Below are 25,462 nucleotides of genomic sequence, written 5' to 3'. Positions count from 1 at the left end.
GTGGGTGCCTCCTCGGCTGTGGCTGGTGTGGATACACCGCCCATTGCCGCGCGGTTCCCGGTTCAGCGCGCCGATTCGGCGATCGCGACGGCGCGTTCCCGGTCGAGGTCGCCTTCGAGCCGCAGCGTGACGCCACCGGACTGCCACAGCAGGGTGCGACCGGCGAGGCGGGCCGGTTCGCGGCGCTGGGAGCCGTCGGCGGACTGCACGACCACCTCGTGTGGGCTTGGCAGCCAGAGCGCTTCGTACCCGCGAACGGTGGTGAACACGACCTCGTCGTAGACGGTCTTGACGAAGTAGGGCGCCAGCCGGGCGCCGATCTGGTCGAGCCGGACACCCGGCCAGCTCATCGACACCACGGCCCGGTCGGCGGACACCTCGACCCCGGACGGCGTCCCCAGGTCCGCGGGCACGGCGAGGTCGAACGCCACCAGGTCGCGCGCCTGCTCGACGGTGATCCCCTGTGCAGCGGTCGGCGGCGGCGGTGCCGTCGTCGGTGCCGCACCGTTCGACGTGCGGACCTCGACCGCGCCGATTCCGAGCCACTGCGCCACCGCGGCGCGCACCGGCGGGGTGAGCGCGGCGACGAGGACCAGCCCGGTCAGCAGGGACACCAGCGCCCGCCAGCGGGCCCGCAGCCACCAGGCGACCCGGCGCGGCAGGGCGGCCCGCGCGGGGACGGGCTCGTTCGCCACCCGGGACAGGACGGCGGCGGTGAGCGCGTCGGTGGGCGCGGGCGACGGGAGGTCGTCCCCGAGGGCGCGGAGTTCGCGGATCAGCGGGTCAGTCATGGGCGAGGTCCGTTTCCAGCGACTTGCGCAGCTTGCGCAGCGCCCGAGACAGCCGGGACTTCACCGTGCCGCGCGGCCAACCCAGCACGGTCGCGGTCTCCCGCTCGTCGAGGTCGAGCAGGTATCGACAGGTCACCACCTGCCGGTACGGCTCGGGCAGGACTTCCAGAGCGGCAAGAAGCTCGGCGCGCCGGGCCCGGGCCTCCGCCGACAACTCAGGGTCGGCCACCGGCTCCGGCAGCACCGCGGCGGCTTCGGTGGCACCACGCCGTCTCGCGGACCGCTGCACGTTGCGGGTCTCGTTCGCGACGATCCGCAGCAGCCAAGGCCGAAACGGCGCGTCCTCGCGGAAGTCGCCGAGCCCCCGATACGCCTTGACCAGCGACTCCTGCACGACATCCTCCGCGTCCGCCCCCGCGCCGAGGAACACCGCGACCCGAAGGGCGACACCGGCATGAGCGCGCACAAGCTCGCCGTACGCGCCGGAATCCCCGGCGCGCACCCTGGCCACGGCCTCCGCGTCGCTGATCGCTGCTCCCGGTCGGTGCGTTCCTGTCATAGGTCTACACCGCCCGCCGCCGATCGGTTCCACTTCAGCTCCGCGAGTCGCGAACACCCTCGCTGACCTGCTCGCCGGCGGATGAACCGGGTCGAAGGTCAGAGCCGAGTCACCTCACTCAACGACCCAGGCTCACCGAACACCGCCCCCTCGCCCAAATCCACCCCCACCTCAGCCCACCAGGCAGCCTCCCGAGCCGTCCGCAAACTCCCCACAATCATCGACAACCCCGAAGCCCGAACCAACGGCACCAACCCCCGGGCAGCCAACACAGCAGGCAGCCCCGAGTCCGCGTTCGCCGACACCCACGAAGCCACCGAGCTGACCAGCCGCACAGCGCGCAGCGGCAGCGAGTCCAAATAGGTCAGGTCGCGGCTGGCCGCGCCGTAGCCGTACAGGACGATGCCGATCCCCAGTTCCGCCAACACTTCCAGGTTGTCCTCGGCCGGCTTGTCCGGCGCGTGCAGAGCCACGACCGGGAAGCCCAGGTCGACCCGGGCCGGCGCCAGGCAGGCCTCGGCGAGGGCGGCGCGCACCCACGCGATCAGGTCGGGGTCGACCGCTTCCTCTTTAGTCAGTTCCAGGTACAGCCGGGGCGCGTGCGGTCCGGCCTCGGCCACCTGCCGGGCCGCCTCCCCGAGCAGCCAGCGGCCGATGCGCAGGCCGAAGCCGGTTTCGGCGATCGCCCGCAGGCACGCGCGGTGGTCGAGCGGGCCCAGTTCCGGGTGCAGCCACCGCAGCGACGCCTGCACCGAGGCGACCCGGCGGTCGGCGAGCGCGACGATCGGGCGGTGGCACACCTGGATCTGGCCGCTGTCCCAGGCGCCGGGCACGGATGCGGCGAGCCGGAGTTGGGCGCGGCGGGCCTGGTCGACCACCGGGTCCACCAGCCCCCATTGTCCGCGCCCGCCCGACTTCAGGGTGCGCAGCACGATCGCGGTGCCACACAACAGTTCCGTCGGGTCGGTGCCGGGCGCGATGTCGGGGGCCACGGCGATGGTGGCCGACGCCGCGACGCCGTGGCCGTCCACATAGGTGGGTTCGGCCAGGGCGGCGTTGATCCGCTGGGCCAGCCCGGCGATGTTCGGGCCGTCGCGCAGCAGCACCGCGAACTCGTCGGCGCCGAACCTCGCCACGCACGCGGGTTCGTCGCCCAGGACCTCGGTCAGTTTGCCCGCCACCGCGCGCAGCAGCTCGTCGCCGACCTTCCAGCCGAGGCCGTGGTTGATCACCGAGAAGGCGTCCAGGTTGAGGTGCAGCACCGACGCGGGTGCCGTGCCGCCGAGGGACTCCTCCAGCTTGCCGATGAACGCGTGCCGGTTGGCCAGCCCGGTGAGCGGGTCGTGCGTGCCCTGGTAGCTCAGCCGCTGCTCAAGCAGGTGCACATGGGAGACGTCCTGCACGAGGGTCACCAGGGACTCCGGCCGCCCGGCGCTGTCGCGCAGGACCGAGACCGCCAGGTGCACCCAGACCGGGTCGCCGTCGGCGCGGACGAGCCGGGTGCGTTCCCGCAGCCGCCCGGATTCCTCGGCGCTGTCGAGCAGTTCCGCGTAGCAGGCCAAGACCGCGTCGCGTTCCCGGGGATGCAGCAGGTCCGCGAGCGGGATGCCGACGAGTTCGTCCTCGCTACGCCCGAGGATGCGCTGGGCGGCGGGGTTCACCTCGGTCACGACGCCTTCGTGGGCACTGACCAGCAGGCCGACCGCGGCGGAGCGGAACAGGACGCCGGAGCGTGCCTCGCCGGCGGCCAGGGTGCGCTCGACAGCGGCCAACCGACCTCCGGCGGCGAGTGCCGCGGCGACCGTCTCGACCAGTCGGACGCCGACCTCGGCGACGGCGTCCGAGTCGAACGGGTCGGCGCGCAGCGCGTGGATCAGCCGGTCTATCGGTCCGGTCAACTCCCGCCCGACGCCGTCCCCAGTGGCCAGGGCCTGGCTCAGCGCCCCCGCCCAGTGCCTGGCCGGTTCAGCCGGATCCACCGCGGTGCCGCCGCTCGCCTGGCAAGTCAACTCCTGATGATCACCCGCCCGGTGAGCGGTCTTGGCCGGGAAGCTACCAGCGGGCGCAGCCCCGAACATCGGAAACGATCATCGTCCCCCGTTTGCCTGGACGCTCCACCCAAATGGCCCAATGGAAGAGCGGCGGGCGGAACTATGGCCGAGCCGGCGTTCCGAGCCTCGGGCGCTCATCGACCAGCCCGTCGCGCTCCGGCCATGACGGGTTGGTGACGAACCCGCGAACTCCGGCACGTCGGCCCTCGGCCCCAGCTCCGCCGCCCGGCCCACCAAGGAGCTTGGTCTCCGTCCCGGTCGCCACCACCGGCGGCTGCACCCGCGCCTGGGTCGGGCTGGACCTGGCGACCACGACCCGCGCCGCGCGGACCGCCTGGGACTGCCTGGGACTGCCTGGGACTGCCGAGCCATCACACGACGAGACGGGGCTAGCACCGACGAGGCCTGCCCCGCTTTCTTGTTCCGATCGGACCCGGTCAGATGACCGCGGGCAGCTCGTCGTGGCGGATCAGGCCGTGACGTAGGGCGGTCATGAGGGCTTGGGCGCGGTTGTTGGCGCCCAGCTTCTCGTAGAGGCGGGCGACGTACGTCTTCGCCGTCGAGGGGCTCACGTAGGTGGACCGTGCGATCGCGGGCACCGACAGGCCGTCGCGCAGTAGCAGGAGGACCTCGTGTTCGCGGGGGCTCAGGGCGAACCGGGTCTCCGCGTCGCGCTTGCGGGTCAGGGCGTGGAGCAGGCCGGTGGCGGTGAACGACGTCGCCGCGACCGAGGCGTGGCGGATGGCGCCCAGCACCTCCGCCATCGGTGCCGTCTTCTCAACGAAGGCCGACACCCCGGAGTCAAGCGCGCGGAACAGGATGTCGTCGCGGGCGCTGGACGTGAGCACCACGATCCCGAGGTCGGGGTCGCGGTCGCGACACTCGCGCGCCAACCGCAGTCCGTCGCCGTCGGGCAGGTCCACATCGATCGTCACCACAGTGGGCCGGACGTCGACGATCGCGCGGGCGGCGGCCACGGAACCCCACTCGGCGACGATCTCGATGTCATCGTGCTCGGCGACCAGTCCCGCCAGCCCATAGCGGGTGAGGGGGTGTCCGTCCACGACTGCGAGGCGGATCGACATCGTTCCTCCCGGTCTGCCAGTCCGCCCCGTACCCGAACAGGCTTGTTTAAGAATTCAACTACCCTTCGGCGCGACGGCGCCGGAAGTTACACATCCAGCCGTATCCGGGACCAAAGTCCCTTACTGAAGGTGATCGAGCGGTCCCGTTGTCGGTCGATCGCCCGACAGGTGTCGCCCGGCGGACCGTCACCGTCGGCCCATCGGACACCCGCCATCCGGCCGATCACCCGATACCGCCGACACCCCCGTCCGGCCCACGCTTCTCGTCATTCGGCGAGGAGGTGAATCGACATGACGGGACAGGGCCAAGTCATCACGGTGTTCGCCCCGAAGGGCGGCTGCGGCAAGACGACGTTCGCCACCAACCTGGCCGTCGCGCTGCACGGCGCGGCCCGCCGGGTCTGCCTCGTCGACCTCGACCTCGCCTACGGCGACATCGCCACCACGCTCACGCTGCGCCCCCGCGGCACGCTTTCGGTCGGCGACACGGCCTGGGTGACCATGCCCCTGGCCGCCTACCGGCCCGGACTGGACTGCGTCCCCGCGCCCGCCCGGCCCGGTGACGCCGAGCGGATGCCCGCCACGGTGGTGCGCGACCTGCTGATCCTGCTGTCGACCCGCTACGACTACGTCGTCGTCGACACCCCCGCCCGGCTCTCGGCGCACGTGCTGACCGCGCTCGACCTCTCCACCCACCGGATCCTGCTGACCACACCGGAGCGGCCCGCGCTCACGCACCTGCGGGTCACCCTGGACATGCTCGATCTCCTCTCGATCCGCCAGCACAGCCGGGCGATCGTGGTGAACCGCGCCGACGCCGAGACCGGTCTGACGGCGGCGGACATCGACGCGATCCTGCGCAATCCGATCGCCGCCTACCTTCCGTCCACTTGGGAGCTCGCCGCCTCGATCAACAGCGGTGTGCCGCTCACCGAGTCCGCACCCCAGCACCCCTTCAGCACCGCGGTCCGCCGGTTCGCCGACACGCGGATTCGCGGCGAGGAGGTGTCCGAAAACGTTTCCTAGCAGGACATAGCCAGAAACACACACCTCAGGGAGAAACCATGAACACGTTGCTCGACAGAGTCCACCAGGCCCGCAAGAACGACAAGGGATTCACCCTCATCGAACTGCTGATGGTCATCGTGATCCTCGGCGTCCTCGCGGGAATCGTCGTCTTCGCCGTCAACGGCATCAACGATAGAGGCGAGGAATCCGCCTGCAAGGCCGACGTGAAGAGCGTTGAGGTCGCGATCGAAGCCAACTACGCGCAGACCGGCAGCTACCCCGCGGATGAAGCCGCCGCAGAGGCCGCCGTGGTCCCGGAGTTCCTCCACAGCTGGCCGGCGACCGTCAACTACGCGGCCGTAGGCACCAACTTCACGGTCACCGGCACGGTCCCGGGCTGCTAGCTCACACCAGCCGGGGAAGGGCCGCCGTGCAGGGCGGCGGTCCTTCCCTTTCTTTCCCACCCAGGCACGGAATCCGGAGGTTCGCCATGCACGGTCCCGCTCTCGGCAGCTATGTCGACGCGCTGCTCGACGCCGTGTGGCAGGCGGGCGCGACCGACCTCCTGCTCACCGCAGGCATGGCACCCCAACTGCGCATCCGGGGGGCGCTGCACGCGCTGCCAGACGAGCCGGTGCTCACCGCCACCGACACGGACGCCCTCCTCGCCGAACTGCTCACCCCTGAACAGATCGCGCACTGGGCCAAGAACCACGAATACGATTTCTCCTTCTCCTGGCGCGACGACGCCCGGGTCCGCGGCAACGCGTTCACCCAGCGCGGCGACACCGCCGTGGCGCTGCGCATGATCCCCCGCGTCATCCCCTCCATGGACCAACTCGGCCTTCCCCCGGTGCTCGGCCACTTCGCCCGCCAGCACCAGGGGCTCGTCCTGATCACCGGTCCCACCGGTTCCGGCAAGTCGACCACGCTCGCCTCGGTGATCGACCGGATCAACACCGAGCGGGCCTGCCACATCATCACCATCGAGGACCCGATCGAGTACGTCCACCAGCACAAGCGCTCCGCGGTCAACCAACGCGAAGTGGGCAGCGACACCGCGTCCTTCTCCAACGCCCTGCGCAGCGCACTGCGCGAGGACCCCGATGTGCTGCTGGTCGGCGAGATGCGCGACCTGGAGTCGATCCGGTTCGCGCTGACCATCGCCGAGACCGGCCACCTCGTCTTCGCCACGCTGCACACCAACGACACCGCGCAGTCCCTCGCCCGCATGATCGACGTCTTCCCCGCCGAGCAGCAGTCGCAGGTGCGGGTGCAGCTCGCCGCCGCGCTCACCGGGATCGTCTACCAGCGGCTGATCCCGGCCACCGCCGGCGGCATGGTCGCCGCGTTCGAGGTGCTCGTCGCGAACTCCGCGATCCGCAACCTGGTCAAAGAGGGCAAGACCAACCAGCTCCGCAACTCGCTGATCACCGGCCGCAACGAGGGCATGGTCACCTTCGAACAGTCGCTGTCGGACCTCGTGCAGGCGGGCCGAATCACCTTTGAGGACGCCGCCGCACGCAGCCTCTATCCCAAGGACATCGAAGCCCGTCCCCGATTCCGCGCTGGAGTGGCGTCATGAGACTCGGCAAGCGCACCGACATCCCCCCGCAGACACCAGCAGACCCGCCGAACATGGGCAGCCTCGCCGACGCCGCCGCCGAGAACGCCCGCGCGCGGCAGTCACGCCCGCTGCAGGCGGTGGACCTGCGATCGGTCACCCCCGAGCCCGCCGCGACCGCCCTGATCAAGGAAGCCACCGCGCGCGAGCTGGTCGCGGTGCAGCTCAAGACCGGCAACGGGGTGGCCTTCGCGGTCGCCGACCCGTCCGACGCTGTCCTCAAAGGACTACGCGAGGCGGCCGGGATGCCGTTCACCGTGCGGATCGCCGACCGCGCGGACATCCTGCGCGTCATCGGCGCCACCTACCGGGCGCTGACCGGGATCGACTCGCGGGTCAAGGACTTCGAGGCACGCGACGTGCTGCGCAAGACCGCGGCCCGCACCGTCGCGGCGGTCTCGGCCAACGACGACGCCCCCGTCGTGCAGGTCGTGCAGCTGGTCATCACCCAGGCCCTGCGCGACCGCGCCTCCGACGTGCACATCGAGCCGCAGCCGGACCGGATCAGGGTCCGCTACCGCATCGACGGCGCGCTGCACGACGTGCTCGACCTCCCCGCGTCGATGGGCCCGGCGATCGTGAGCCGCATCAAGATCATCGGCGGGATGAACATCGTCGAGCGCCGCCGCCCGCAGGACGGCCAGATCAGCATGGACGTCGAGGGCCGCGCCGTCGACATCCGCGTGTCCACCACCGCCGTCGTCGGCGGCGAGAAGGTCGTGCTGCGGCTGCTGGACAAGAGCCGCCCGCTCTTCCGCCTCGAACAGCTCGGCATGCCCGCCGAGATGGCCAAGCGCTACGCCGCCCTGTTGCGCTCCCCCTACGGCATGGTCATCTGCGCAGGCCCGACCGGCAGCGGAAAGACCACCACGCTCTACGGGTCGCTGGGCGAGATCAACAGCCCCGACCGCAACATCATGACCATCGAGGACCCGGTCGAGTACACCTTCCCGTCGATCAACCAGATCCAGATCAACGAGCAGGCGGGCATCACCTTCGCCGGCGGCCTCAAGTCGATCCTGCGGCAGGACCCGGACATCATCCTCGTCGGCGAGGTGCGTGACGTGGAGACCGCGCGCATCGCCGTGCAGTCAGCGCTCACCGGCCACTTCGTACTGTCGTCGCTGCACGCCACCGACGCCGCCGCCGCGCTGCACCGCCTGTTGGACATGGGGATCGAGAACTTCCTCATCGCGTCCTCGGTCACCGCCGTGCTCTCCCAGCGCCTCGTGCGCCGGGTGTGCACGTATTGCACCGAGTACTACCGACCGTCCAATGAGGAACTCACGTTCCTCGACGCGGTCGGCGGCTCGCCTCCGGCGGGCGGGTTCGTCCGCGGTGCCGGGTGCAACTTCTGCGCCAACACCGGGTACCTGGAACGTATCGGCGTCTACGAGATGATGCCGATCAGCGAACCCATCCGGGACCTGATCCTCACTCGCGCCTCGCACGAGGAGTTCCGCAAGCAGGCCCGGTACGAGGGCATGCGCACCCTGTCCGAGGCGGCGGTGCACCTCGTCGAGTCCGGCGTGACCACCCTCGCCGAGGTCCTGCGTTCCGTTTACGTGATCGGGAGCTGAGATGGCCAAGTTCGCCTACATCGCCACGCGTCCGGACGGGAGCCCGATCAGCGGAACGCACAAGGCCGACACCCGCGAAGCCGCCGAACTCGCGCTGTACGAGCAGCAATTGCGCGACATCCAGGTCACCGAGAAGGCGAGCCCGCTCAAGAAGGAGCTGACCGCCCCCCGCGTCAAGCGCGAGGAGGTGATGCACCTTTCCCGGCAGCTCGGCGCCTTCATCAAGGCGGGTCTGCCGCTGATCGACGCGGTGCACACCCTGGGCGAGGAAGCCGACAACTCCTCCGTGCGCAGGATGATGGGCGAGGTCGAGGACGGGCTGCGCCGCGGCGAGAAGCTCTCCGACTGCTTCGACCGGCACCCCAAGATCTTCCCCGAGTTCTACCGCGGCATCCTGCGCTCGGCGGAGCTCAGCGGCAAACTCGACAGCGTCCTCGACCGGCTGGCGAAGTACCTCGAACGCGACCTCGAAGCCCGGCGGAAGATCAAGTCCGCGCTGATCTACCCGGCGATGATCGCGGGCATGTCGCTGGTCACCGTGATCGTGCTCGCCAGTTTCGTGCTCCCCCGGTTCAAGGTGTTCTTCGACAGCCTCGACGCCGAACTTCCCCTGCCCACCCGGATGTTGCTGGCCGTCACGGACTTCCTCACCGAGTGGTGGTGGGCCCTGGGCCTCGGGACCGCCCTCCTGGCCGTGAGCCTCTTCGCGGCGGTGCGCACGACCAGGGGCCGCTACGCCCGCGACAAGTTCTTCCTCGCGCTGCCCGTCGTCGGCTCCACGATCCAGTACGCCCTGGTCGAACGCTTCAGCCGCATCCTCTCCTCCATGGTCAGCGCGGGCGTCTCACTGCCCGAGGCGCTGCGGGTGGCCACCGAGTCGCTGCGCAACCTGGTGTTCGTGCACGCTCTCTCCCGCGTAGGGGAAGCCGTCCTCGAAGGCGAGGGCTTGGCTAAACCCATCTCCGCGACCGGCCTGTTCCCCACCACCGCGGGCCAGATGATCCGCGTCGGCGAGGAGACCGGCACGCTGGACACCCAGCTCGAGGTCACCGCCCAGTACTACGAGGGCGAGTTGGACTACAAGCTCAAGAAGCTCACCGCGCTGTTCGAACCCGCGGTGATCGTCGTGATGGGCCTCGTCGTCGGGTTCGTCGCGGTGGCGCTGGTCTCGGCGATGTACGGCATCTTCAACCAGGTGTCCTGACATGCGCGCCGACGACCGGGGCGAGACGCTCCTGGAACTCCTGATCGCCGTGGTGATCCTCGGCATCGGCGCGGTGGCGATCGGCGCGGGCCTGACCACCAGCGTGCTCGCCTCCGACGTGCACCGGAAGCAGTCCACCGCGGGCACCATGGTCCGCGACTTCGGCGAGGCCATCCGCACCAGCGTCGCCAACGGCGGCTACGTCGCGTGCGCCGGGCCCGGCGCCTATGCCTCCCCCGCCGGATTCGTCGTCCCCGCCGGATACACCTCGGCGGTCACCGCGACGAAGTACTGGAACGGCACCGCCTGGCAGGGCTCCTGCGGAACCGACACCGGGCTGCAGCAGCTCACGTTGCAGGTGGCGGGCGACGACGGCCGCGCCACCGAGCGCAGCGTCATCGTGATCCGCAAGCCCTGCGGCCTCGGGGAGCCGATATGCGGCTGACTCCCCGCCGCGGCGGCGACGATGAAGCCGGGTTCACCCTTGTCGAACTGCTGATGGCGATCGTGATCCTAGGGGTGATCACCGCGCCGCTGGCGAACCTCATCATCGCCGGACTGCGCCAGTCGGCGAGCGCGTCGGCTCGGCTGCAGCTGTCGCACGACTCCCAGATCAGCGCCACCTATTTCGGCCAGGACGTCGCCACCGTCGGCATCCGCGACTACGCCGCCGCGCACGGCCTGACCGGGGTCGCGTTCAAGCCGTCCATCCAACTCGACGCGGCGTTCGACGCGGGCGGGCACGTGTGCGGCACGGTCGCGACCCCCACCGCCAAGATCCGTCTCCTGTCGGAGCGCTGGGACAACTCCGCCGCCGCCCCGGCGTCGAGCGTGGACGTCGTCGCCTACTACCTGGTGCCGATGGGACCCGTCAGCGAACTGCACCGGATCAAGTGCGCGGGCGGCGCCGTCGCCGACATCGTCGTCGCCCACTACGTCGACCCGGCGACGCTCACCGTGGACTGCGGCGGCGCGTGCGACACCGCGGCCGTGCCACAGCGGGTGACGCTGACGTTCACCGTCACCACGCCGAACGCCGACCCCTATGAGATCAGCCTGAACGGGCAGCGGAGGCAGACATGAGACGCCGAGACGACGACAGCGGCGCCGCGCTGATCCTGGTGCTGGTGCTGGTCGTGGTGATCAGCCTGGGCCTGCTGTCGCTGCTCACCTTCTCCGGCACGAGCATCCGCACCACCATCGCGCTGCGCGACCAGGGCGCCACCGCGTCCACCTCGGACGGCGCGATGGCCGCGGCGATCAACACCATCCGCAACAGCACCTACAACAACTCCCCCGGACAGAACTGCTTCGGCGGATCCGACACGCTGACCCTCGACGGGATCGCGGGGGCGGGCGCGGCGACCGTGGCGTGCGGGGCCGACCCGTCCAAGGTCCTCATCCAGTGCCCGTCGCTGTCGATGTGCAACCGGCCGGGCAGCGCGGTCCTCACCCTCGGCACGCACGGGGGCGAGGACGGCGTCAACATCCAGCAGCCCACCGGTTCGATGTTCCGTGTGCGCGGCGTGGTGTTCTCGAACTCCAACATCAACGTCGTCAACGGCACGCTGGCGACGAACACCCGCGTCTACGGGCGGACCGGCTGCTCCGGCACGATCATCAGCGACCCGTCGCCCCCGTCATGCCCCTACGCGCCTGCGAACCCCCTCGGCGAAGACCCGAACTACCTGCCCGCCGTGGCGGCGGCCCCGCCCCACCGCACCCTGCCCGCGTGCACGAGCACGGGCCGGATCACCTTCGAGCCGGGCTACTACGACGACGCGAACGCCCTGACCGCCATGATGGGCAACGGCAGTGCCTGCAAGAACAGCGTCTGGTGGTTCAAACCCGGCGCGTACTACTTCGACTTTCACAACACCGGCCCCAACGCCAATCCACGGCTGCCCTCGGCTGGGGGCAACATCTGGACGATCGACACCGGGAAACTCGTCGCGGGCACCCCGGTCAACGCCGCGGGCCAGGTGATCGCCCAGCCACCGCTCAACCCCACGATCCCCGGCTCCTGCAACAACCCGATCAAGGACGCCAACGCGGTCGGCGTCCAGTTCATCTTCGGCGGCGACAGCCAGCTCGCGGTCAAGGCGGGTCAGGCGGAGATCTGCGGCACCTACAGCGCCACCAGACCACCGGTCGCGGTCTACGGGTTGAAGTCCGGGTCGGAGACCGACACCGCGCTCACCGACCTCAAGCTCACGGGCGTCCCGGGCCAGGGTGCCTTCGGTCCGACCGCGACGCCCGCGGCGCTCGCCGACGCGGACGCGGTCAACTTCGCCTCCTGGACAGCCACGAAGAAGGACGACACGACTATCAAGGCGACCGGATTCGCGCCGCCGTCCCCGATCCCGGCCGGATCGATTCTCAAATCGGCGACGGTGAAGGTCACCCACCGGCACTCCGACGACTCCCGGAGCGACGCCCTCCAGGTGACGCTGACACCGCAGGGCGGCACGCCGATCAGCGCCTCGGCCGCCGGGCGGGCAGGCTCACCCCTCTTCCAGACCACCACGATCCCCATCGACCCCGCACGCACCGGCGCTCTCGCGGAGTCCATCCACAAGGGAACCTTCACCGGCGCGACGATCGATCTCAAGGTCTCGGTGGACAGGCCGACGGTGGCCGACATCGACGCGATCCAGCTCGACCTCACCTATGTGGCACCGGCCTTCCGGGCGGGCGCCGGCTGCGTCACCGCGGCCCCCTACACCGGGCTCGGCAACGCCTCCCGGTGCGCGATGGTGACCTCCGATGGCAGCCCCAACAACCAGTTCTACGTCCAGGGCACCACCTACGCCCCGCACGCCGCCCTCGACATCACCCTGAACAACGCCGCCGAGCAGGTCTTTCGCTTCGGCGTCGTCTCCCGCTCCCTGTGGGTCAAGCTGACCGGCAGCTTCTTCTACAGCGGTCCCGTCATCGAGGTTCCCGACGACTCGCCCGGCTTCGTGTTCAGCGTGTACCTCAGCGTCTATCTCTGCCCGTCGCCGGGACCGTGCGCGACCAGCGGGACACCCAGCCTCCGGGCGAAAGTCGCCTTCGTCGACGCCGACCCGGTCACCCCGCTGCCGGGGCGACGACAAGTCAGCGTGCTCAGCTGGTCCAACCCACGGTGACCAGGTACCAGTCCGCGATGGGCTCGGCGACGAACAGGGCCAGCAGGGCGCCCAGGATCATGAACGGCCCGAACGGGAGCGCGGTCTTGCGGTCGCCGCGTCCTGCCGCGAGGACCACCGCCCCCACGAGCGCGCCCAGGACGAAGCCGCCGAACGCGCCGACGACCAGCGTCGACCACGACAGGTAGGCGAGCACGCCGCCCAGCAGGCCCGAGAGCCGCACGTCGCCGAACCCCATCCCGGCTGGGTACACCAGCGCCAGCAGGAAGTAGAACGCGAACAGGGCGGCGGCGCCGATACCGGCGCGGCCGAGCGACCACCAGTCGTCGCGCACCGCCGAGGACACCGCCAACAGCGCGGCGAGCACCGGGTAGGACGGCAGGATGATCGCCGACGGCAGCCTGCGCACGTCCAGGTCGATCAGGGCGAGCGCGATCCCGGCCGCCGCGAAGTACAGGTACGCGGGCAGCGCGGACACCAGCCCCAGCTGCCACATCCGCACGGCCACCACGAGGAAGACCAGCGCCGTGCCCAGCTCCACCAACGGGTAGCGGACCCCGATCGGCGCGCCGCAGTCCGCACACCGTCCTCTGAGGACAAGCCAGCCGAACACCGGGAGGTTGTGTCGGGCCCGCACCGGCTTCCCACAGCTCGGGCAGCGCGACGCCGGACTCACCACCGACTCGCCGCGCGGCACCCGGTGGATAACCACATTGAGGAAGGACCCGACTGCCAAACCCAGCAGCGTGACCATGACATACAGGACGACCTGCATCCCCACTCCCGCCCGTCGGCCACCTCACCCCCCACCGTATCGCCCAACACCCGCGAGTCGCCCCTCCAGGCAAGCGAGTCGCGGGGGTCAGCAGGTGTTGGTTAGGGGGAGGGCGGAGAAGCGGGCGGTGAGGTAGGCGACGGCGGCGGGGGCGCCGGTGACCGCCAGGACGTTGTGCTCGCTGAGGTAGTCGGTGTGGAAGGTGACCTTGGTGCCCTTCGCGCACCACTCGCGGCGGACCGCGTCACCGGCGGCCCACGGGATCAGCTCGTCGAACTTCGAGTGGTACAGGTAGACCGGCGCGGCGGGCGCCTGCGCGCCCATTCGGTTGAGCGCCAGCACCTCGCGGCCGACCGGCTCGTTCAGCGGGTCGGGCGAGGTGGTGAACTCGGTCAGCTTGCGGAACGGGTATCCGGTGGCCAGCTCCCCCACGCACATGTCGTCCATGTCGGCCTGGAGTGCGCGGCCCGCGTCGTTGAGCAGCGACTCCAATTCGGGGTACTCACGCATGAGACCGTTGACGGCGCCGAGGCCGAGCCCCGAGAACGGTCCGCCGTCCATTGTCTTCGCGGCCAGCGTGAGGTCGGCCGGGATGCCACCCGCGGCGACGCCCGCGATGCGCAGTTTCGGGGCGTACGTCGGCTGCAGCTCGGCCGCCCAGCCCGAGGCGAGCGCGCCGCCCGAGTAGCCCCACATACCGATCTTCGCGTTCACCAGCCCAGCCTCTGGCACCGAGGTCGCGCCGCGGATGCCGTCGAGCACCGCGTGCCCCTCCATCCGTCCCGCGCCATAGGCGTCACGCGGGCCCTGATAGTCGGTGACCACCACCGCCCACCCCTTGGCCAGCCCCAACCCGAGCAGCGCGGTCTCCTTCTCGGTGCCGGTCCGCAGCGTGTAGGACGGGTTGCACTGGTCGCCGAGGCTGTCGGTCGCGGGCTGGTAGGACAGCAGCGGCCGCCGGCCGGGATAGGGCGTCGACGGCACGATCAGCGTCGAGACCACCGTGACCGGACGGTCCTTCGCGTCGGTGCTGCGCACCTGCAGCTGCAGCGCGGGCAGCCCGGCGGCGGTGACGTCCCGCTGCTTGAGCACCGTGCCCGGAGCCGCGGCCTCGAAGCCCGCCGCGGGTCGGTAGAAGGGGTCGAGGTCCGGTTCCACGATCGCCTCCGGCGCCGCGACCGCGGTCGGGACGACCACGCCGCCAACCAGTGATCCCGCCGCGACCACCAGCAATGCCCACAGTGCCGTGCGTTTCATGGACCGACCTCCACAATCGAAAATGTATCTTTTCGCTTTGGACCTGGCGGCTACCGTAGGCGCTACGCGACCCCGATGACAAGAGCTGGAGAGTTGACCAAGCCGATGACCGAGGCAGTGACCACACCGGCGACCCGCCGCTACTCGGGCCGCGACGCGGGAGAACGCAGCGCCGCCCGCCGGGAGCGCCTGCTGGAAGCCGCGCTCGACCTGTTCGGCACCGAGGGCTACCAGGTGACGCCCATCGACCGGCTCTGCTCGGCGGCGAAGGTGTCGACGCGGCACTTCTACCAGGAGTTCACCAACAAGGAAGCGGTCCTGATCGCGCTGCACTCGCAGATCACCGAGGACGCGCTCACCGCGACCGCTACCGCGCTCGCCGAGGCGCCCGCGGCCCCGATCGAGGCGCGCCTGGTCGCGGCCGTGACCGCGTATCTGCGCACGATCATCTCCGACCCCCGTCGGGTCCGGGTCAGCTTCGTGGAGGTCGTCGGCGCCAGCCCCGCGGTGGAACAGACCCGCTTGGAGTACCGCGAAGCCATCATCGCCACGGTCACCCACGAAGGCGAAGCCGCGATCGCCCGCGGCGAGATCCCACCCCGGGACTTCCGGTTCGCCGCCCTCGCCCTCATCGGCGCGCTGAACTCAGTGGTCTACGACTGGTCCCTGCACCAGCGCAAGTCGGCCGACGAACTCGAAGTCGCCCTGGTGGCGCTCGCCACTACGCTCCTCACCGGCTGACCCCGGAGCTCAGGAGGTGATGGCGTGGTTCCCGCTGAAGCCGTGCAGGCACTGCGGATCGCGGTGGGGCTGCTCGTCGAGCCGAGCCACGACACCCTGGAGCGGATGACCCAGGGCAAGCGGCTGACCGCGGAGATGATGACCACCGCGCTCCGCGACTACGGCCGCACCTTCGTCCGCCCGCCCGCGGCGGCCTACGCCGACCTCGACGCCTACGAGGGGACGCGCGACGGCAAGCGGGTCTACAAGGTCGACTTTCCGCTGTGGACAGCCGAAGAAGGGCGGTCCGACCTCGAACTGAGGGCGACCCTGGTCGAAGTGATGTCCGGGGTCTACGGCGTGGAGATCGACGACATCCTCGTGGCCTGAGGCACCTCTTCCGGCGCGCCCGCGATGACGACGACCAGGATGCGGGGGCCGTGGACGCCTTCGACCCGGTTGAGTTCGATGTCGCTGGTGGCCGACGGGCCGCTGATCCAGGTGAGCGGGCGGGTGCCGTCGAGTCGGGCGATCGCCTCGGGGACCGTGCCGACGATCTGGTCGGCCCTTACGACGCACAGATGGAAGTCGGGGACCAAGGTGAGCGCGCGCCTGCCTTGTCCCGCACCCGCGTCGAGCACGATGGTGCCGGTCTCGGCGATGCCCACGGCGCAGGCGGTGACGACGCCGTCGGTGGCGTCGAGGGCCGGGACGCGCAGGGGTGGGGCGTCGGTGTCGGCGTGCGGGACCCATTGCGCGGGTAGGTCGGCGGGGGTGACGACCGAGCTGATGCCGAAGTGGGCCAACTGTTCGGCGATGGCTTCCGGCAGCCTGTCGGCGGCCGTGCGCACGACCGTGGCTCGGTAGTCGGCGACCCGTTCGGCGAACAGCTCGACCAAGTCGCCTTCGATGGTCTGCTCGTAATCCCGGGACACGACCGTCTCCGTCTTGTCCACTGTGGACAGGGCGGATCGGATTCGGCCGAGGATCTCTTCGCGCGCGGTCATCGGGACTCCCACCAGGTTCGGAACGTCCGCCGGGGCGGGGTCGCGGTGTCGCGGGCGCCGCTCCAGCCCTTGAGCGGGCCGGGCAACCTGCCGATGCGGCCGCGGCGGCTCAAGACCCGGCCGCCGGTCGCGACCAGGCGCTGCGCCACGCGCAGCCTGCGGGAGCTGCCGAAGAACCACTGCGCCACCCGCATGGCCGCGCGCTCGGCGGAAGGCTTGCCGCGCTTGGCGTCGACGGCTTTGGCGCGCAGGTGGACGAGGGCCTGCGGGATGTCGATGAGCACCGGGCACACCTCGTAGCAGGCGCCGCACAGGGTCGAGGCGAACGGGAGAGTCGGTGAGACCTCGTCCGCGGTGACGCCGCGCAGCTGCGGGGTGAGGATCGCGCCGATGGGGCCGGGGTAGACCGAACCGTAGGCGTGGCCGCCGGTCCGCTCGTAGACCGGGCAGACGTTGAGGCACGCCGAGCAGCGGATGCACCGCAGCGCCTGGCGTCCGATGTCGTCGGCGAGCGCGTCGGTGCGGCCGTTGTCGAGCAGGATCAGGTGGAACTCCCGCGGGCCGTCGCCGGGGGTCACGCCGGTCCACGTCGAGGTGTACGGGTTCATCCGCTCGCCGGTCGACGAGCGTGGCAGCAACTGGAGCATGACTTCGAGGTCCTGCCAGGTCGGGACCAGCTTCTCGATGCCGACCACGCTGATCAGCACCTCCGGCAGGGTCAGGCACATCCGTCCGTTGCCCTCGGACTCCACCACGACGAGCGTGCCGGAGTCGGCGACGGCGAAGTTCGCGCCGGACACGGCGACCTTGGCGGTGAGGAACTTGCGCCGCAGGTGCGCCCGGGCCGCGGCGGCCAGCTCGGCCGGGTCGTCGGTGAGGGCTTCGGTCACCCCGGGCATCTCGCGCAGGAAGATGTCCCTGATCTCCGCGCGGTTGCGGTGGATGGCGGGCACCAGGATGTGCGACGGCCGGTCGTGTCCCAGTTGGACGATCAGCTCGGCCAGGTCGGTCTCGTAGGCGGCGATGCCCGCCTCGGCCAGCGCCTCATTGAGTTCGATCTCCTGGGTGGCCATGGACTTCACTTTGACCACCTCGTCGGCGTCGGCCGCCCGGACAAGGTCGATCACGATCCGGTTGGCCTCGGCCGCGTCACGCGCCCAGTGGACGACACCGCCCGCCGCGGTGACGTTGCGCTCCAACTGTTCGAGGTAGGTGTCGAGGTTGTGCAGGGTGCGGTCTTTGATCTCCTTGCCCGCGACCCGCAACGCCTCCCAGTCCGCGCGTTCGGCGACCACGGCCGCCCGCTTACCTCGGATCGTGCCGGTCGCCTTGCGCAGGTTGGTGCGCAGTTGCGTGTCGCCGAGCGCTTTGCGGGCCGCCTCGGGGAAGGGCGGCATCCCGAGCCAGGTGCCGGTCATCCGCGCTCACCGGCCAGGATCTCGGCGAGGTGCATGACCCGCACGCTCGACTTCGACCGCGACAGCAGCCCGCCGACGTGCATCAGGCAGGAGTTGTCGGCCGCGGTCAGCACCTCCGCGCCGGTGGCCAGCACTCGTGCCACCTTGTCGGTGCCCATGGCGACCGAGACGTCGGAGTTCTTCACCGCGAACGTGCCACCGAACCCGCAGCACTCGGTCGCGTCCGGCAGGTCCACCAGGTCGATCCCCTCCACCGCGCGCAGCAGCGCTTGGGGCCGGTCGCCGAGCTTGAGCAGGCGCAGACCGTGGCAGGTCGGGTGGTAGGTGACCCGGTGCGGGAAGTACGCGCCGACGTCGGTCACCCCCGCGATGTCGACCAGGAACTCGGTGAACTCGTGCACGCGCGGCGCCGTCTCGGCCACCGCGGCGGCCAGTCCCCGGTCCCCCGACACCTCGGCGACCCGGCCGTGGAAGTCCCGGACCATCCCGACACACGACGCGGACGGCGCCACCACGACGTCGGCGTCGGCGAAGGTGTCGACGAAGGACCGGACCAGCGGGACGCACTCACGCTGGTAGCCGGTGTTGAAATGCATCTGCCCGCAACACGTCTGGTCCGGCGGAAAGACCACCTCGTGGCCAAGCCGCTCCAGCACGCGCACCACGGCTTGGCCGGTCGCTGGGAACAGCGTGTCGTTGAAGCAGGTGATGAAGAGGGCGACCCTCATCGGCGAACCTTTCCACATTTCGGGCCACGCCCGGCTATCCTACGAAACATCGGATGTCCGCAGGAGGAGTTGCCGTGCCAGTCACCGACGAAGCCATCGAGAAGATCAAGGCGATGATCGTCAACGGCGAACTCGGCCCCGGCTCGCGCCTGCCGAAGGAAGCCGACCTCGCCGAGCGCCTTGGCCTGTCGCGCAGCTCCCTGCGGGAGGCGGTCAAGGCGTTGTCGCTGATCAGGGTGCTGCACGTGCGCCAGGGCGACGGCACGTACGTCACCAGCCTCGAACCGGACCTGCTCCTCGACGCCATGGGCTTCATGGTCGACTTCCACCAGGATGACACCGTCCTGCAGTTCCTCGAAGTCCGCCGCATCCTCGAGCCCGCCGCCACCGCCATGGCCGCCAAGACCATGACCGACGCCGACGTCGCCGAACTCCGCGCCATCCTCGACGAACTCGACGAAGACCCGACCGTGGAGGCCCTGGTCGCCAACGACCTCAAGTTCCACAGCCGCATCGCCGCGGGCTCGGGCAACACGGTTCTGTGCTCTCTCATCGACGGCCTGTCCGGCCCCACGGCCCGCGCCCGCATCTGGCGAGGCCTGACGCAGGAGGGCGCGGTCCGCCGCACCCGCGAACAGCATGACGCCATCTGTGAGGCCATCGAGTCGCGGCAGCCTGAGGTCGCCCGGGCGTGGGCGACAGTGCACGTGGCAGGCGTGGAGCAGTGGCTCCGCAACACGCTCGGGTCCGCGGAATCCGCCCTCGAACAGGAATGACGCCACCCGATCCGCCTCTCTGAAACCACCCAGCGCGGTCAACCGCTCAACCCATACACGCGCCGAGCGGTCCCCCCGAGAACGGCCGCGCGCTCATCGGCGCCACAACCGACCAGTGCCGCCTCGGCGACCGACAGCGCACCGCTGTAGCCGCCCGCGAGGTCACACACCGGCCAGTCGGAGCCGAACATCACCCGATCCATCCCGAACGCCGCGAGAACATGGGCCGCATAAGGCAACACCTGCTCGACCGTCCACCCATCCCATGACGCCTGCGTGGTCAGCCCCGACAGCTTGCACACCACGTTCGGACAAGCGGCCATAGCGCTGATCCACGAAGCCCACGGCTCCCACTCCCCCGCCGCGATCTCCGGCTTTCCAGCGTGGTCGAGCACAAACGACACCTCGCCAAGCTCCCGGACACCTGCCAGCGCCGCCGCCCGCTGGGGCCCGCGCACCAGCAAGTCGTACGGAAGCCCCAAAGCACGCAGGGACGCCATCACCGACGGGCGCAGCAGCCAAGCCGGATCGGGTTCGTCCTCCAACTGGTGCCGAACTCCGACAAGCAGGTCATCCGAAGGCAGGACCAAGTCGCCCTCCAGGTCCACCCACCCGACAACACCTGCGATCAGACCACCGGAACCACGAGCCACGGCAAGGAACTCCGCCGTCTCCTCAACCGAGGACACCGTCTGCACAAGCACAGACGTCCCCGAGACGACTCTCGCCAAATCGTCCACTGTGTACACCCGCCGGATCGGATCCAAATCGGGCGAACTCATCCAGGGGTAGTCCCGGCCTGCCGGATCCCACAGATGGTGGTGAGCGTCGACGGTCACGGCAGGTCGTCCCACAGCTCGACGGGCACCGAGGTGGCATACAGGGAAGCGTTGCGGGCGAACTGATCCGCCGACTGGGCGCCGACGAGAACCGAAGCCACCGCCGGATGCCGGGCGGCGAACGCGATCGCCGCCTGCGGCAAGGTCACCCCATGCGCATGGCAGATCTCCGCCATCCGCGCCGCCCTGGCACGCACAGGTTCAGGGACCGGGGCGTAGTCGTAGGTCGAGCCCGGCGAGTCGGTGGCCAGCACCCCGCTGTTGAACACCCCCGCCGCGATCACCGAGACCCCCCGACGAAGACACAGCGGCAGCAGTTCCGGAGCCGCCGACCGGTCGAGCAGCGTGTACCGGCCTGCGAGCATCACCACGTCGATGTCCGTCTCGGCGACGAACCGGGCGGGCAGCTCCCACTGGTTCATGCCCACGCCGATCGCGCCCACGACCCCCTGCGAGCGCAAGTCGTGCAGCGCCGGGTACGCCGACCCGACCGCCTCCGCCCAGTGGTTGTCCGGATCGTGCAGCAGCACGAGGTCGATCCGGACCAGTCCAAGGCGTTCCAGACTGTCCTCAATGGACCTGCGCACGCCGTCGGCGCTGAAGTCCCAGCGACGGCGGAAGTCGGCGGGGACGTCGAAGCCCTCGTCGTCGCGGCCGCCCGCCGCGGGCTCCAGGATCCGGCCGACCTTCGTCGAGACGACGTACTCCGATCGCGGGCGGTCGGCCAGAGCGGCCCCCAGCCGCCGCTCGGACAACCCGAGGCCATAGTGCGGCGCCGTGTCGAAGTAGCGCACCCCCGCCGCCCACGCCGCGTCCACCGCACCCCGGGCGTCAGCGTCGGACACGGCGGTGAACAGGTTGCCGATGCCCGCCCCGCCGAACCCGAGACCGGTCACCTCGACCTTGGAACCGCCCAGCCGCACCGACTTCACGGCAGCTCCCACACCAGCGAGACACCGCGGTCGTCGCCGGAGTAGTCGTCCGCGACGTCGAGCAGCCCGGCCATCCGCGCCTGCCACGGCACGTTCGCCGGGTGGTCGGCCAGCGCCCGCCGCATCGCCTGGTAGTCCTCGACCTCGACCACGTGGAACAGGTCGAGTCCGTCGCGCCAGATCCGCCAGGTGTGGACGCCCGCCTCGCGCAGGGCGGTGTCCAGGTCGGCCGGGATCACCGCGTGGACCCGCTCGTACTCCGCTTCGGCGCCGGGCTTGAGCCGGGTGTGCAGGGCGATTCGCTCCACCGTTAGTCCTGTGCCTTTCCGCTGGTCAGCCGCGCCAGGACGAGCGCGACCAGGATGACCAGACCGTAGACGGCCTCGATCTGGTCGGGCGCCACCTGGGCCAGGGTCAGCACGCTGCGGATCAACCCGAGCAGCACCACACCGCACAGTGCGCCGAACAGCGAGCCCTTCCCGCCGTCGAGACTGATCCCGCCGATGACCGCGGCGGCGAACACCATGAAGATCATGCCTTCGCCCTGGTTGGCCGCGACCGACGCCAGCTGCGCCGACATCATCAGCCCGGCGAGCGCGGCGAGCAGGCCCGCGACGACCAGCGTCATCCAGATGACCCGCTCGACCCGGATGCCCGCGGCCCGCGCCGCGTCGGGGTTGCCGCCGACGGCGTAGAGCGAGCGCCCGACCCGGGTGTAGCCGAGCACGACGATGCCCACGGCGAACAGCACGACCACGATCCAGATGGACAGCGGCAGCGTCAGGATGCGGACGTTGCCGAGGTAGTCGATCACCGGCACCCGCTTGGCCAGGTTCGAGATGGTCGAGCCGCCGACGAGGGTCAGCTGCAGCCCGCGCAGGAAGATCAACATCGCCAGCGTCACGATGAACGCCGACAGCTTGAACCGCACGATCAGCAGCCCGTTGAACACCCCGATCAGCCCGCCGAACACCAGCGCGACCGGCAGCACGGTCCACGTCGGCCATGGCGCGCCGAGCACCGAAGTGTTGCCGACGACGAGGAAGATCGCCACGGCGGGCGCGATCCCGACGATGGATTCCAGCGACAGGTCGAACTTGCCGACGATGAGCACCAGCGCCTCCGCCAGCACCACCATCGCCAGCACGGCCTGGTACTTCAGCACCGAGTCGACCAGGTACGAGTGCGTGAGGAAGATGTCGGGCTTGAGCGTGTACCCGTAGACCAGCAGCGCGATGATCGGCGGGATCAGCGCGAGATCGCGCAGCTTCGCCAGCCGCAGCCGGTTCGCGGGCCTGCCCGTCAGCGGCGTCGGCCGCGCGGGCGCCTCCGGCTCGGTGGGCACCTCCGTGGACACAGTGGTCGACTCAGACACCGGACTCACCAATTCCCTCGATCTCGGCCACCAGTTCGGCCTCGTTCCATCCCCTGGGGTGCTCGCCCACGACGCGCCCACCCACCATGACCACGACCCGGTCGCACACCCGCAGGTCGTCGAGCTCGTCTGACACCAGCAGCGCCCCGCGCCGTGACCGGGTCTGCTCGTCCACCGCCCCCAGCAGCGATTCCTTCGATCGCACGTCGACCCCGGCGGTGGGCTGCACGAGCACCAGCACCTCCGGGTCGGAGGCCAACGCGCGCGCCATGACGACCTTCTGCGCGTTGCCGCCGGATAGCTCGCCGACCGGCTGGTGCGGGCCCGCGGTGTGCACATCGAGGTCGGCGATCATCGTGTTCGCCCGGCCGTCGCGGACCTTTGGCAGCACGAACCCCCTGGGTCCGAGCTTGCCCGCGATGGTCATCGTCGCGTTCTCCGCGACCGACAGCCCCGGCACGAACCCGTCGACGTTGCGGTCGCCCGGCAGGTAGCCGACACCGCCGCGCAGTGCGGCGGGCACCTGACCGGCCTTGATCACACGCCCGGTCACCCGGACCTCACCGCTGCGGGCCCGCAGGCCCGCGATCGCCTCGGCCAGTTGCCGCTTCCCGCTTGCCGCCGACCCGGCGACGCCCACGATCTCGCCGCGGCGCACCGACAGGTCGACGGACTCGACGAAGCCCGGCACACCCACCCCGCTCAGCTCCAGCACCTTCTCCGCGTCCGCGGACACCGAGGGCCGGTCCGCCCCGACCTGGACCAGGCCGCGGGCCTCGCCGATCATCGCCTCGACCAGCTTGTCGTGGCTGAGCTCGGCCACCGGCGCGGTGACGATGTGCCGCGCGTCGCGGAAGACGGTCACCCGCTGGCAGATCTCGTAGATCTCGGGCAGGTGGTGGGAGATGAACAGGAACGTGACGCCCTGCTGCTGAAGATCACGCAGCCGGTCGAAGAGCCGGTTGATCGCCTTGGCCTCCAGCTGGGCGGTCGGCTCGTCGAGGATGACGAACCGCGCGCCCAGCGAGAGCGCCCCGGCGATCTCGACCAGCTGGCGCTGCTCGACGGTGAGGTCGCGGGCGGCCAGGTCCGGCGAGACCGGGACCGCCCACGCCTCCAGCAGCTCGGCCGCCTCCCGGCGCAGCCTGCCCGGGGAGAGCAGGCCGAACCGGCCGCGTGGCTGTCTGCCGAGGAAGAGGTTCTCCGCGACGGTCAGTTCCCTGACCACTGAAGGCCGCTGGTAGACGCACGCCACCCGCTCCCGCCAGGCGGCCCGGTCGCCCGGGGCGGGCGCGGGTTTCCCGGCGAACCGGACCTCCCCGGCGTCCGCCCGGTGCAGCCCGGTGAGCACGCCGACCAGGGTCGACTTGCCCGCGCCATTGCGTCCGACCAGCGCGTGCGTCTCTCCCGCCCGCACCGACAGGTTCCCGTCGGCGAGCGCGACCGTCGGGCCGAACCGCTTGGCGATCCCGACCGCCTCGACGACCGGTGGTGCCTGCGCACCGTCCATCACGGACTCCTCTTGTCCTGGCCTGCTACTTCTTGTTGCCCCAGAGAGCAGGGTCGTCCACGTTGTCCTTGGTCACCAGGGGCGCGGGGATCTGGTCCTCGAAACCACCCGGAACCTCGATGACCGTGCTGCCGTGGTCGGTCGGACCGACCTTGGGCGTGACACCGCTCATCGCCTGCTTGGCCCAGTAGAGGCCGAACTCCGCGTAGAGGTCGGCGGGCTGGGACACGGTCGCGTCGATCTCGCCCTTGCGGATCGCGTCGAACTCCTGGGCGATGCCGTCGTTGGAGACGATGAAGATGTGCTTGGGGTCGCTCGGCGGGACCAGCAGGCCGCGCTGCTTGAGCACCTGCAGCGTCGGGTCGAGGAAGACGCCACCGGCCTGCATGTAGACACCCTTGATGTCCGGGTCGGTCGACAGGCGGGTCTCCAGGGCGGCCTGCGCCTTGGTGCCCTCCCACTCGGTCGGCTCCTCGAACACCGTGATGGCCGGGAACTTCTTGGTCATGCACTCCTTGAACGCCTCGGACCGGTCGCGGCCGTTGATCGAGGACAGCGCGCCCTGGAACTCGATGACCTTGCCCTTTCCGCCGAGCTTCTCGCCGAGGAACTCGCACGCCTTGGTGCCGTAGGCGCGGTTGTCGGCGCGCACGACCATGTAGAACTTGCCCGCGTCCGGCCGGGTGTCGACGCTGATGACCGGGATGCCCTTGCCCGCGAGCTCGTCGAGCTTGGGGCCGATGGCGCCGGTGTCCTGCGGGGCGATGACCAGGGCCTTGGCGCCCTGGGCGGTCAGGTTGTCGACGTTGCCGATGAGCTTCTGGACGTCGTTGGTCGAGTTGGTGGTCGCGGTCAGCGTCAGCCCGAGGTCCTTGGCCTTGGTCGGGATGTATCCGCTGTAGGCGTTCCAGAAGTCGGAGTCGGCGCGCGGCAGGTCGACGCCGACCCCGCCGACGCCGCCCGCGGCCTGCTGGCCCGGCGCGCCGGCGGAGTCCTTGCTGCACGCGCTCAGGCCGAGCACGAGAGTGGCCGCGGCTACGGCGCTCAACGTGGTTGACGTGATCTTCATTGTTTCCTCGGTTTCGATGGCAG

The 25,462-nt window shown here is 70.3% G+C and carries 26 protein-coding genes; 11 read left to right on the top strand and 15 right to left on the bottom strand.

The annotated features are described in order from the left end of the window. Positions 1-62: 62 nt before the first annotated feature. From GPZ80_RS00660 to GPZ80_RS00645, 4 genes are all read right to left on the bottom strand, one after another. Positions 63-791, bottom strand: coding sequence for a hypothetical protein (locus tag GPZ80_RS00660; protein ID WP_187217755.1), 729 nt, complete (start codon positions 789-791; stop codon positions 63-65). Further along, positions 784-1,350 (bottom strand): RNA polymerase sigma factor, encoded by a 567-nt coding sequence (locus tag GPZ80_RS00655; protein WP_187217754.1) that lies wholly within the window; start codon positions 1,348-1,350, stop codon positions 784-786. The genes GPZ80_RS00660 and GPZ80_RS00655 overlap by 8 nt, the downstream gene beginning before the upstream one ends. Positions 1,351-1,448: 98 nt before the next feature. Further along, a complete protein-coding gene (locus GPZ80_RS00650) occupies positions 1,449-3,428 on the bottom strand; it encodes an EAL domain-containing protein (RefSeq protein ID WP_187217753.1) in 1,980 nt (659 codons plus the stop codon). 410 nt (positions 3,429-3,838) lie between these two features. Continuing rightward, positions 3,839-4,486 (bottom strand): response regulator transcription factor, encoded by a 648-nt coding sequence (locus GPZ80_RS00645; RefSeq protein WP_187217752.1) that lies wholly within the window; start codon positions 4,484-4,486, stop codon positions 3,839-3,841. Between the two features lie 291 nt (positions 4,487-4,777). On the opposite strand from GPZ80_RS00645, the gene GPZ80_RS00640 reads away from it, so the two are divergent. The 8 genes from GPZ80_RS00640 (at position 4,778) to GPZ80_RS00605 (ending at position 13,033) form a co-directional block, all read left to right on the top strand. Next, positions 4,778-5,512: a CpaE/TadZ family protein gene (locus GPZ80_RS00640; RefSeq protein WP_187217751.1), complete on the top strand. Its 735-nt coding sequence runs from the start codon at positions 4,778-4,780 to the stop codon at positions 5,510-5,512. Between the two features lie 38 nt (positions 5,513-5,550). Further along, positions 5,551-5,898 carry a type II secretion system protein gene (locus GPZ80_RS00635; protein ID WP_187217750.1) on the top strand — a complete coding sequence of 116 codons (348 nt, stop codon included), beginning with the start codon at positions 5,551-5,553 and terminating at the stop codon, positions 5,896-5,898. A gap of 86 nt (positions 5,899-5,984) precedes the next feature. After that, positions 5,985-7,079: a type IV pilus twitching motility protein PilT gene (locus tag GPZ80_RS00630; protein WP_187217749.1), complete on the top strand. Its 1,095-nt coding sequence runs from the start codon at positions 5,985-5,987 to the stop codon at positions 7,077-7,079. Further along, positions 7,076-8,698, top strand: a complete 1,623-nt coding sequence (locus GPZ80_RS00625) for a GspE/PulE family protein (protein ID WP_246476624.1) — start codon at positions 7,076-7,078, stop codon at positions 8,696-8,698. The genes GPZ80_RS00630 and GPZ80_RS00625 overlap by 4 nt, the downstream gene beginning before the upstream one ends. A 1-nt stretch (position 8,699) precedes the next feature. Continuing rightward, positions 8,700-9,902 carry a type II secretion system F family protein gene (locus GPZ80_RS00620; protein WP_187217748.1) on the top strand — a complete coding sequence of 401 codons (1,203 nt, stop codon included), beginning with the start codon at positions 8,700-8,702 and terminating at the stop codon, positions 9,900-9,902. A gap of 1 nt (position 9,903) precedes the next feature. Then, positions 9,904-10,347 (top strand): type IV pilus modification PilV family protein, encoded by a 444-nt coding sequence (locus tag GPZ80_RS00615; protein WP_187217747.1) that lies wholly within the window; start codon positions 9,904-9,906, stop codon positions 10,345-10,347. Next, positions 10,338-10,985, top strand: a complete 648-nt coding sequence (locus GPZ80_RS00610; RefSeq protein WP_187217746.1) for a PulJ/GspJ family protein — start codon at positions 10,338-10,340, stop codon at positions 10,983-10,985. Before GPZ80_RS00615 ends, GPZ80_RS00610 begins: the two co-directional genes overlap by 10 nt. Then, positions 10,982-13,033: a hypothetical protein gene (locus tag GPZ80_RS00605; RefSeq protein WP_187217745.1), complete on the top strand. Its 2,052-nt coding sequence runs from the start codon at positions 10,982-10,984 to the stop codon at positions 13,031-13,033. The genes GPZ80_RS00610 and GPZ80_RS00605 overlap by 4 nt, the downstream gene beginning before the upstream one ends. On the opposite strand, the gene GPZ80_RS00600 is transcribed toward GPZ80_RS00605, so the two are convergent. Together GPZ80_RS00600 and GPZ80_RS00595 are read right to left on the bottom strand one after the other, a co-directional pair. Continuing rightward, the gene (locus tag GPZ80_RS00600; protein ID WP_187217744.1) at positions 13,011-13,808 is read right to left on the bottom strand and encodes a prepilin peptidase; all 798 of its coding nucleotides are present in this window, start codon (positions 13,806-13,808) and stop codon (positions 13,011-13,013) included. The two genes, GPZ80_RS00605 and GPZ80_RS00600, sit on opposite strands and share 23 nt — an antisense overlap. An 87-nt stretch (positions 13,809-13,895) precedes the next feature. Next, positions 13,896-15,065, bottom strand: a complete 1,170-nt coding sequence (locus tag GPZ80_RS00595) for a lipase family protein (RefSeq protein ID WP_187217743.1) — start codon at positions 15,063-15,065, stop codon at positions 13,896-13,898. A gap of 75 nt (positions 15,066-15,140) precedes the next feature. On the opposite strand from GPZ80_RS00595, the gene GPZ80_RS00590 reads away from it, so the two are divergent. Further along, positions 15,141-15,806: a TetR/AcrR family transcriptional regulator gene (locus GPZ80_RS00590; RefSeq protein WP_222718732.1), complete on the top strand. Its 666-nt coding sequence runs from the start codon at positions 15,141-15,143 to the stop codon at positions 15,804-15,806. A gap of 24 nt (positions 15,807-15,830) precedes the next feature. Continuing rightward, on the top strand, positions 15,831-16,175 hold the full coding sequence (locus tag GPZ80_RS00585) for a DUF7668 domain-containing protein (protein ID WP_187217742.1): 345 nt from the start codon (positions 15,831-15,833) through the stop codon (positions 16,173-16,175). Here GPZ80_RS00585 and GPZ80_RS00580 read toward each other — a convergent pair. The 3 genes from GPZ80_RS00580 to GPZ80_RS00570 are packed head-to-tail and all read right to left on the bottom strand — an operon-like array spanning position 16,139 to position 18,938. Continuing rightward, complete coding sequence (locus GPZ80_RS00580) at positions 16,139-16,792, bottom strand: LutC/YkgG family protein (protein ID WP_187217741.1); 654 nt, start codon at positions 16,790-16,792, stop codon at positions 16,139-16,141. The two genes, GPZ80_RS00585 and GPZ80_RS00580, sit on opposite strands and share 37 nt — an antisense overlap. Next, positions 16,789-18,210, bottom strand: a complete 1,422-nt coding sequence (locus GPZ80_RS00575) for a LutB/LldF family L-lactate oxidation iron-sulfur protein (protein WP_187217740.1) — start codon at positions 18,208-18,210, stop codon at positions 16,789-16,791. Before GPZ80_RS00575 ends, GPZ80_RS00580 begins: the two co-directional genes overlap by 4 nt. Next, entirely contained in the window at positions 18,207-18,938 is a 732-nt protein-coding gene (locus GPZ80_RS00570) for a (Fe-S)-binding protein (protein WP_187217739.1), read from the bottom strand. The genes GPZ80_RS00575 and GPZ80_RS00570 overlap by 4 nt, the downstream gene beginning before the upstream one ends. Positions 18,939-19,012: 74 nt before the next feature. Here GPZ80_RS00570 and GPZ80_RS00565 point away from each other — a divergent pair, with 74 nt between their 5' ends. After that, positions 19,013-19,714 carry a FadR/GntR family transcriptional regulator gene (locus GPZ80_RS00565; RefSeq protein ID WP_187217738.1) on the top strand — a complete coding sequence of 234 codons (702 nt, stop codon included), beginning with the start codon at positions 19,013-19,015 and terminating at the stop codon, positions 19,712-19,714. 38 nt (positions 19,715-19,752) lie between these two features. Here GPZ80_RS00565 and GPZ80_RS00560 read toward each other — a convergent pair whose 3' ends face one another. Genes GPZ80_RS00560 through GPZ80_RS00535 form a run of 6 tightly spaced genes read right to left on the bottom strand, consistent with a single transcriptional unit; the run spans position 19,753 to position 25,439 of the window. Beyond that, positions 19,753-20,553 (bottom strand): amidohydrolase family protein, encoded by an 801-nt coding sequence (locus GPZ80_RS00560; protein ID WP_187217737.1) that lies wholly within the window; start codon positions 20,551-20,553, stop codon positions 19,753-19,755. Then, a complete protein-coding gene (locus GPZ80_RS00555) occupies positions 20,550-21,485 on the bottom strand; it encodes an aldo/keto reductase (protein ID WP_187217736.1) in 936 nt (311 codons plus the stop codon). Before GPZ80_RS00555 ends, GPZ80_RS00560 begins: the two co-directional genes overlap by 4 nt. Continuing rightward, entirely contained in the window at positions 21,482-21,784 is a 303-nt protein-coding gene (locus tag GPZ80_RS00550; protein ID WP_187218281.1) for an L-rhamnose mutarotase, read from the bottom strand. The genes GPZ80_RS00555 and GPZ80_RS00550 overlap by 4 nt, the downstream gene beginning before the upstream one ends. 11 nt (positions 21,785-21,795) lie before the next feature. Then, positions 21,796-22,860, bottom strand: a complete 1,065-nt coding sequence (locus tag GPZ80_RS00545) for an ABC transporter permease (RefSeq protein WP_312880040.1) — start codon at positions 22,858-22,860, stop codon at positions 21,796-21,798. Next, entirely contained in the window at positions 22,853-24,370 is a 1,518-nt protein-coding gene (locus GPZ80_RS00540) for a sugar ABC transporter ATP-binding protein (protein ID WP_187217735.1), read from the bottom strand. Before GPZ80_RS00540 ends, GPZ80_RS00545 begins: the two co-directional genes overlap by 8 nt. A 25-nt stretch (positions 24,371-24,395) precedes the next feature. Next, positions 24,396-25,439 (bottom strand): sugar ABC transporter substrate-binding protein, encoded by a 1,044-nt coding sequence (locus GPZ80_RS00535; RefSeq protein ID WP_187217734.1) that lies wholly within the window; start codon positions 25,437-25,439, stop codon positions 24,396-24,398. Between the last annotated feature and the right edge of the window lie 23 nt (positions 25,440-25,462).

This window comes from Actinokineospora xionganensis (assembly GCF_014323725.1).
GTDB lineage: Bacteria > Actinomycetota > Actinomycetes > Mycobacteriales > Pseudonocardiaceae > Actinokineospora > Actinokineospora xionganensis.
This window is presented reverse-complemented; position numbering and strand designations above follow the sequence as displayed.

What these genes read in the sequence shown, in the direction of transcription:
- GPZ80_RS00655 (WP_187217754.1), bottom strand. Translation starts at nt 1,350, where the DNA reads ATGACAGGAACGCACCGACCGGGAGCAGCGATCAGCGACGCGGAGGCC.
- GPZ80_RS00605 (WP_187217745.1), top strand. Translation starts at nt 10,982, where the DNA reads ATGAGACGCCGAGACGACGACAGCGGCGCCGCGCTGATCCTGGTGCTG.
- GPZ80_RS00635 (WP_187217750.1), top strand. Translation starts at nt 5,551, where the DNA reads ATGAACACGTTGCTCGACAGAGTCCACCAGGCCCGCAAGAACGACAAG.
- GPZ80_RS00640 (WP_187217751.1), top strand. Translation starts at nt 4,778, where the DNA reads ATGACGGGACAGGGCCAAGTCATCACGGTGTTCGCCCCGAAGGGCGGC.
- GPZ80_RS00575 (WP_187217740.1), bottom strand. Translation starts at nt 18,210, where the DNA reads ATGACCGGCACCTGGCTCGGGATGCCGCCCTTCCCCGAGGCGGCCCGC.
- GPZ80_RS00600 (WP_187217744.1), bottom strand. Translation starts at nt 13,808, where the DNA reads ATGCAGGTCGTCCTGTATGTCATGGTCACGCTGCTGGGTTTGGCAGTC.
- GPZ80_RS00625 (WP_246476624.1), top strand. Translation starts at nt 7,076, where the DNA reads ATGAGACTCGGCAAGCGCACCGACATCCCCCCGCAGACACCAGCAGAC.
- GPZ80_RS00590 (WP_222718732.1), top strand. Translation starts at nt 15,141, where the DNA reads ATGACAAGAGCTGGAGAGTTGACCAAGCCGATGACCGAGGCAGTGACC.
- GPZ80_RS00595 (WP_187217743.1), bottom strand. Translation starts at nt 15,065, where the DNA reads ATGAAACGCACGGCACTGTGGGCATTGCTGGTGGTCGCGGCGGGATCA.
- GPZ80_RS00540 (WP_187217735.1), bottom strand. Translation starts at nt 24,370, where the DNA reads ATGGACGGTGCGCAGGCACCACCGGTCGTCGAGGCGGTCGGGATCGCC.
- GPZ80_RS00630 (WP_187217749.1), top strand. Translation starts at nt 5,985, where the DNA reads ATGCACGGTCCCGCTCTCGGCAGCTATGTCGACGCGCTGCTCGACGCC.
- GPZ80_RS00645 (WP_187217752.1), bottom strand. Translation starts at nt 4,486, where the DNA reads ATGTCGATCCGCCTCGCAGTCGTGGACGGACACCCCCTCACCCGCTAT.
- GPZ80_RS00535 (WP_187217734.1), bottom strand. Translation starts at nt 25,439, where the DNA reads ATGAAGATCACGTCAACCACGTTGAGCGCCGTAGCCGCGGCCACTCTC.
- GPZ80_RS00650 (WP_187217753.1), bottom strand. Translation starts at nt 3,428, where the DNA reads ATGTTCGGGGCTGCGCCCGCTGGTAGCTTCCCGGCCAAGACCGCTCAC.
- GPZ80_RS00615 (WP_187217747.1), top strand. Translation starts at nt 9,904, where the DNA reads ATGCGCGCCGACGACCGGGGCGAGACGCTCCTGGAACTCCTGATCGCC.
- GPZ80_RS00660 (WP_187217755.1), bottom strand. Translation starts at nt 791, where the DNA reads ATGACTGACCCGCTGATCCGCGAACTCCGCGCCCTCGGGGACGACCTC.
- GPZ80_RS00610 (WP_187217746.1), top strand. Translation starts at nt 10,338, where the DNA reads ATGCGGCTGACTCCCCGCCGCGGCGGCGACGATGAAGCCGGGTTCACC.
- GPZ80_RS00580 (WP_187217741.1), bottom strand. Translation starts at nt 16,792, where the DNA reads ATGACCGCGCGCGAAGAGATCCTCGGCCGAATCCGATCCGCCCTGTCC.
- GPZ80_RS00570 (WP_187217739.1), bottom strand. Translation starts at nt 18,938, where the DNA reads ATGAGGGTCGCCCTCTTCATCACCTGCTTCAACGACACGCTGTTCCCA.
- GPZ80_RS00620 (WP_187217748.1), top strand. Translation starts at nt 8,700, where the DNA reads ATGGCCAAGTTCGCCTACATCGCCACGCGTCCGGACGGGAGCCCGATC.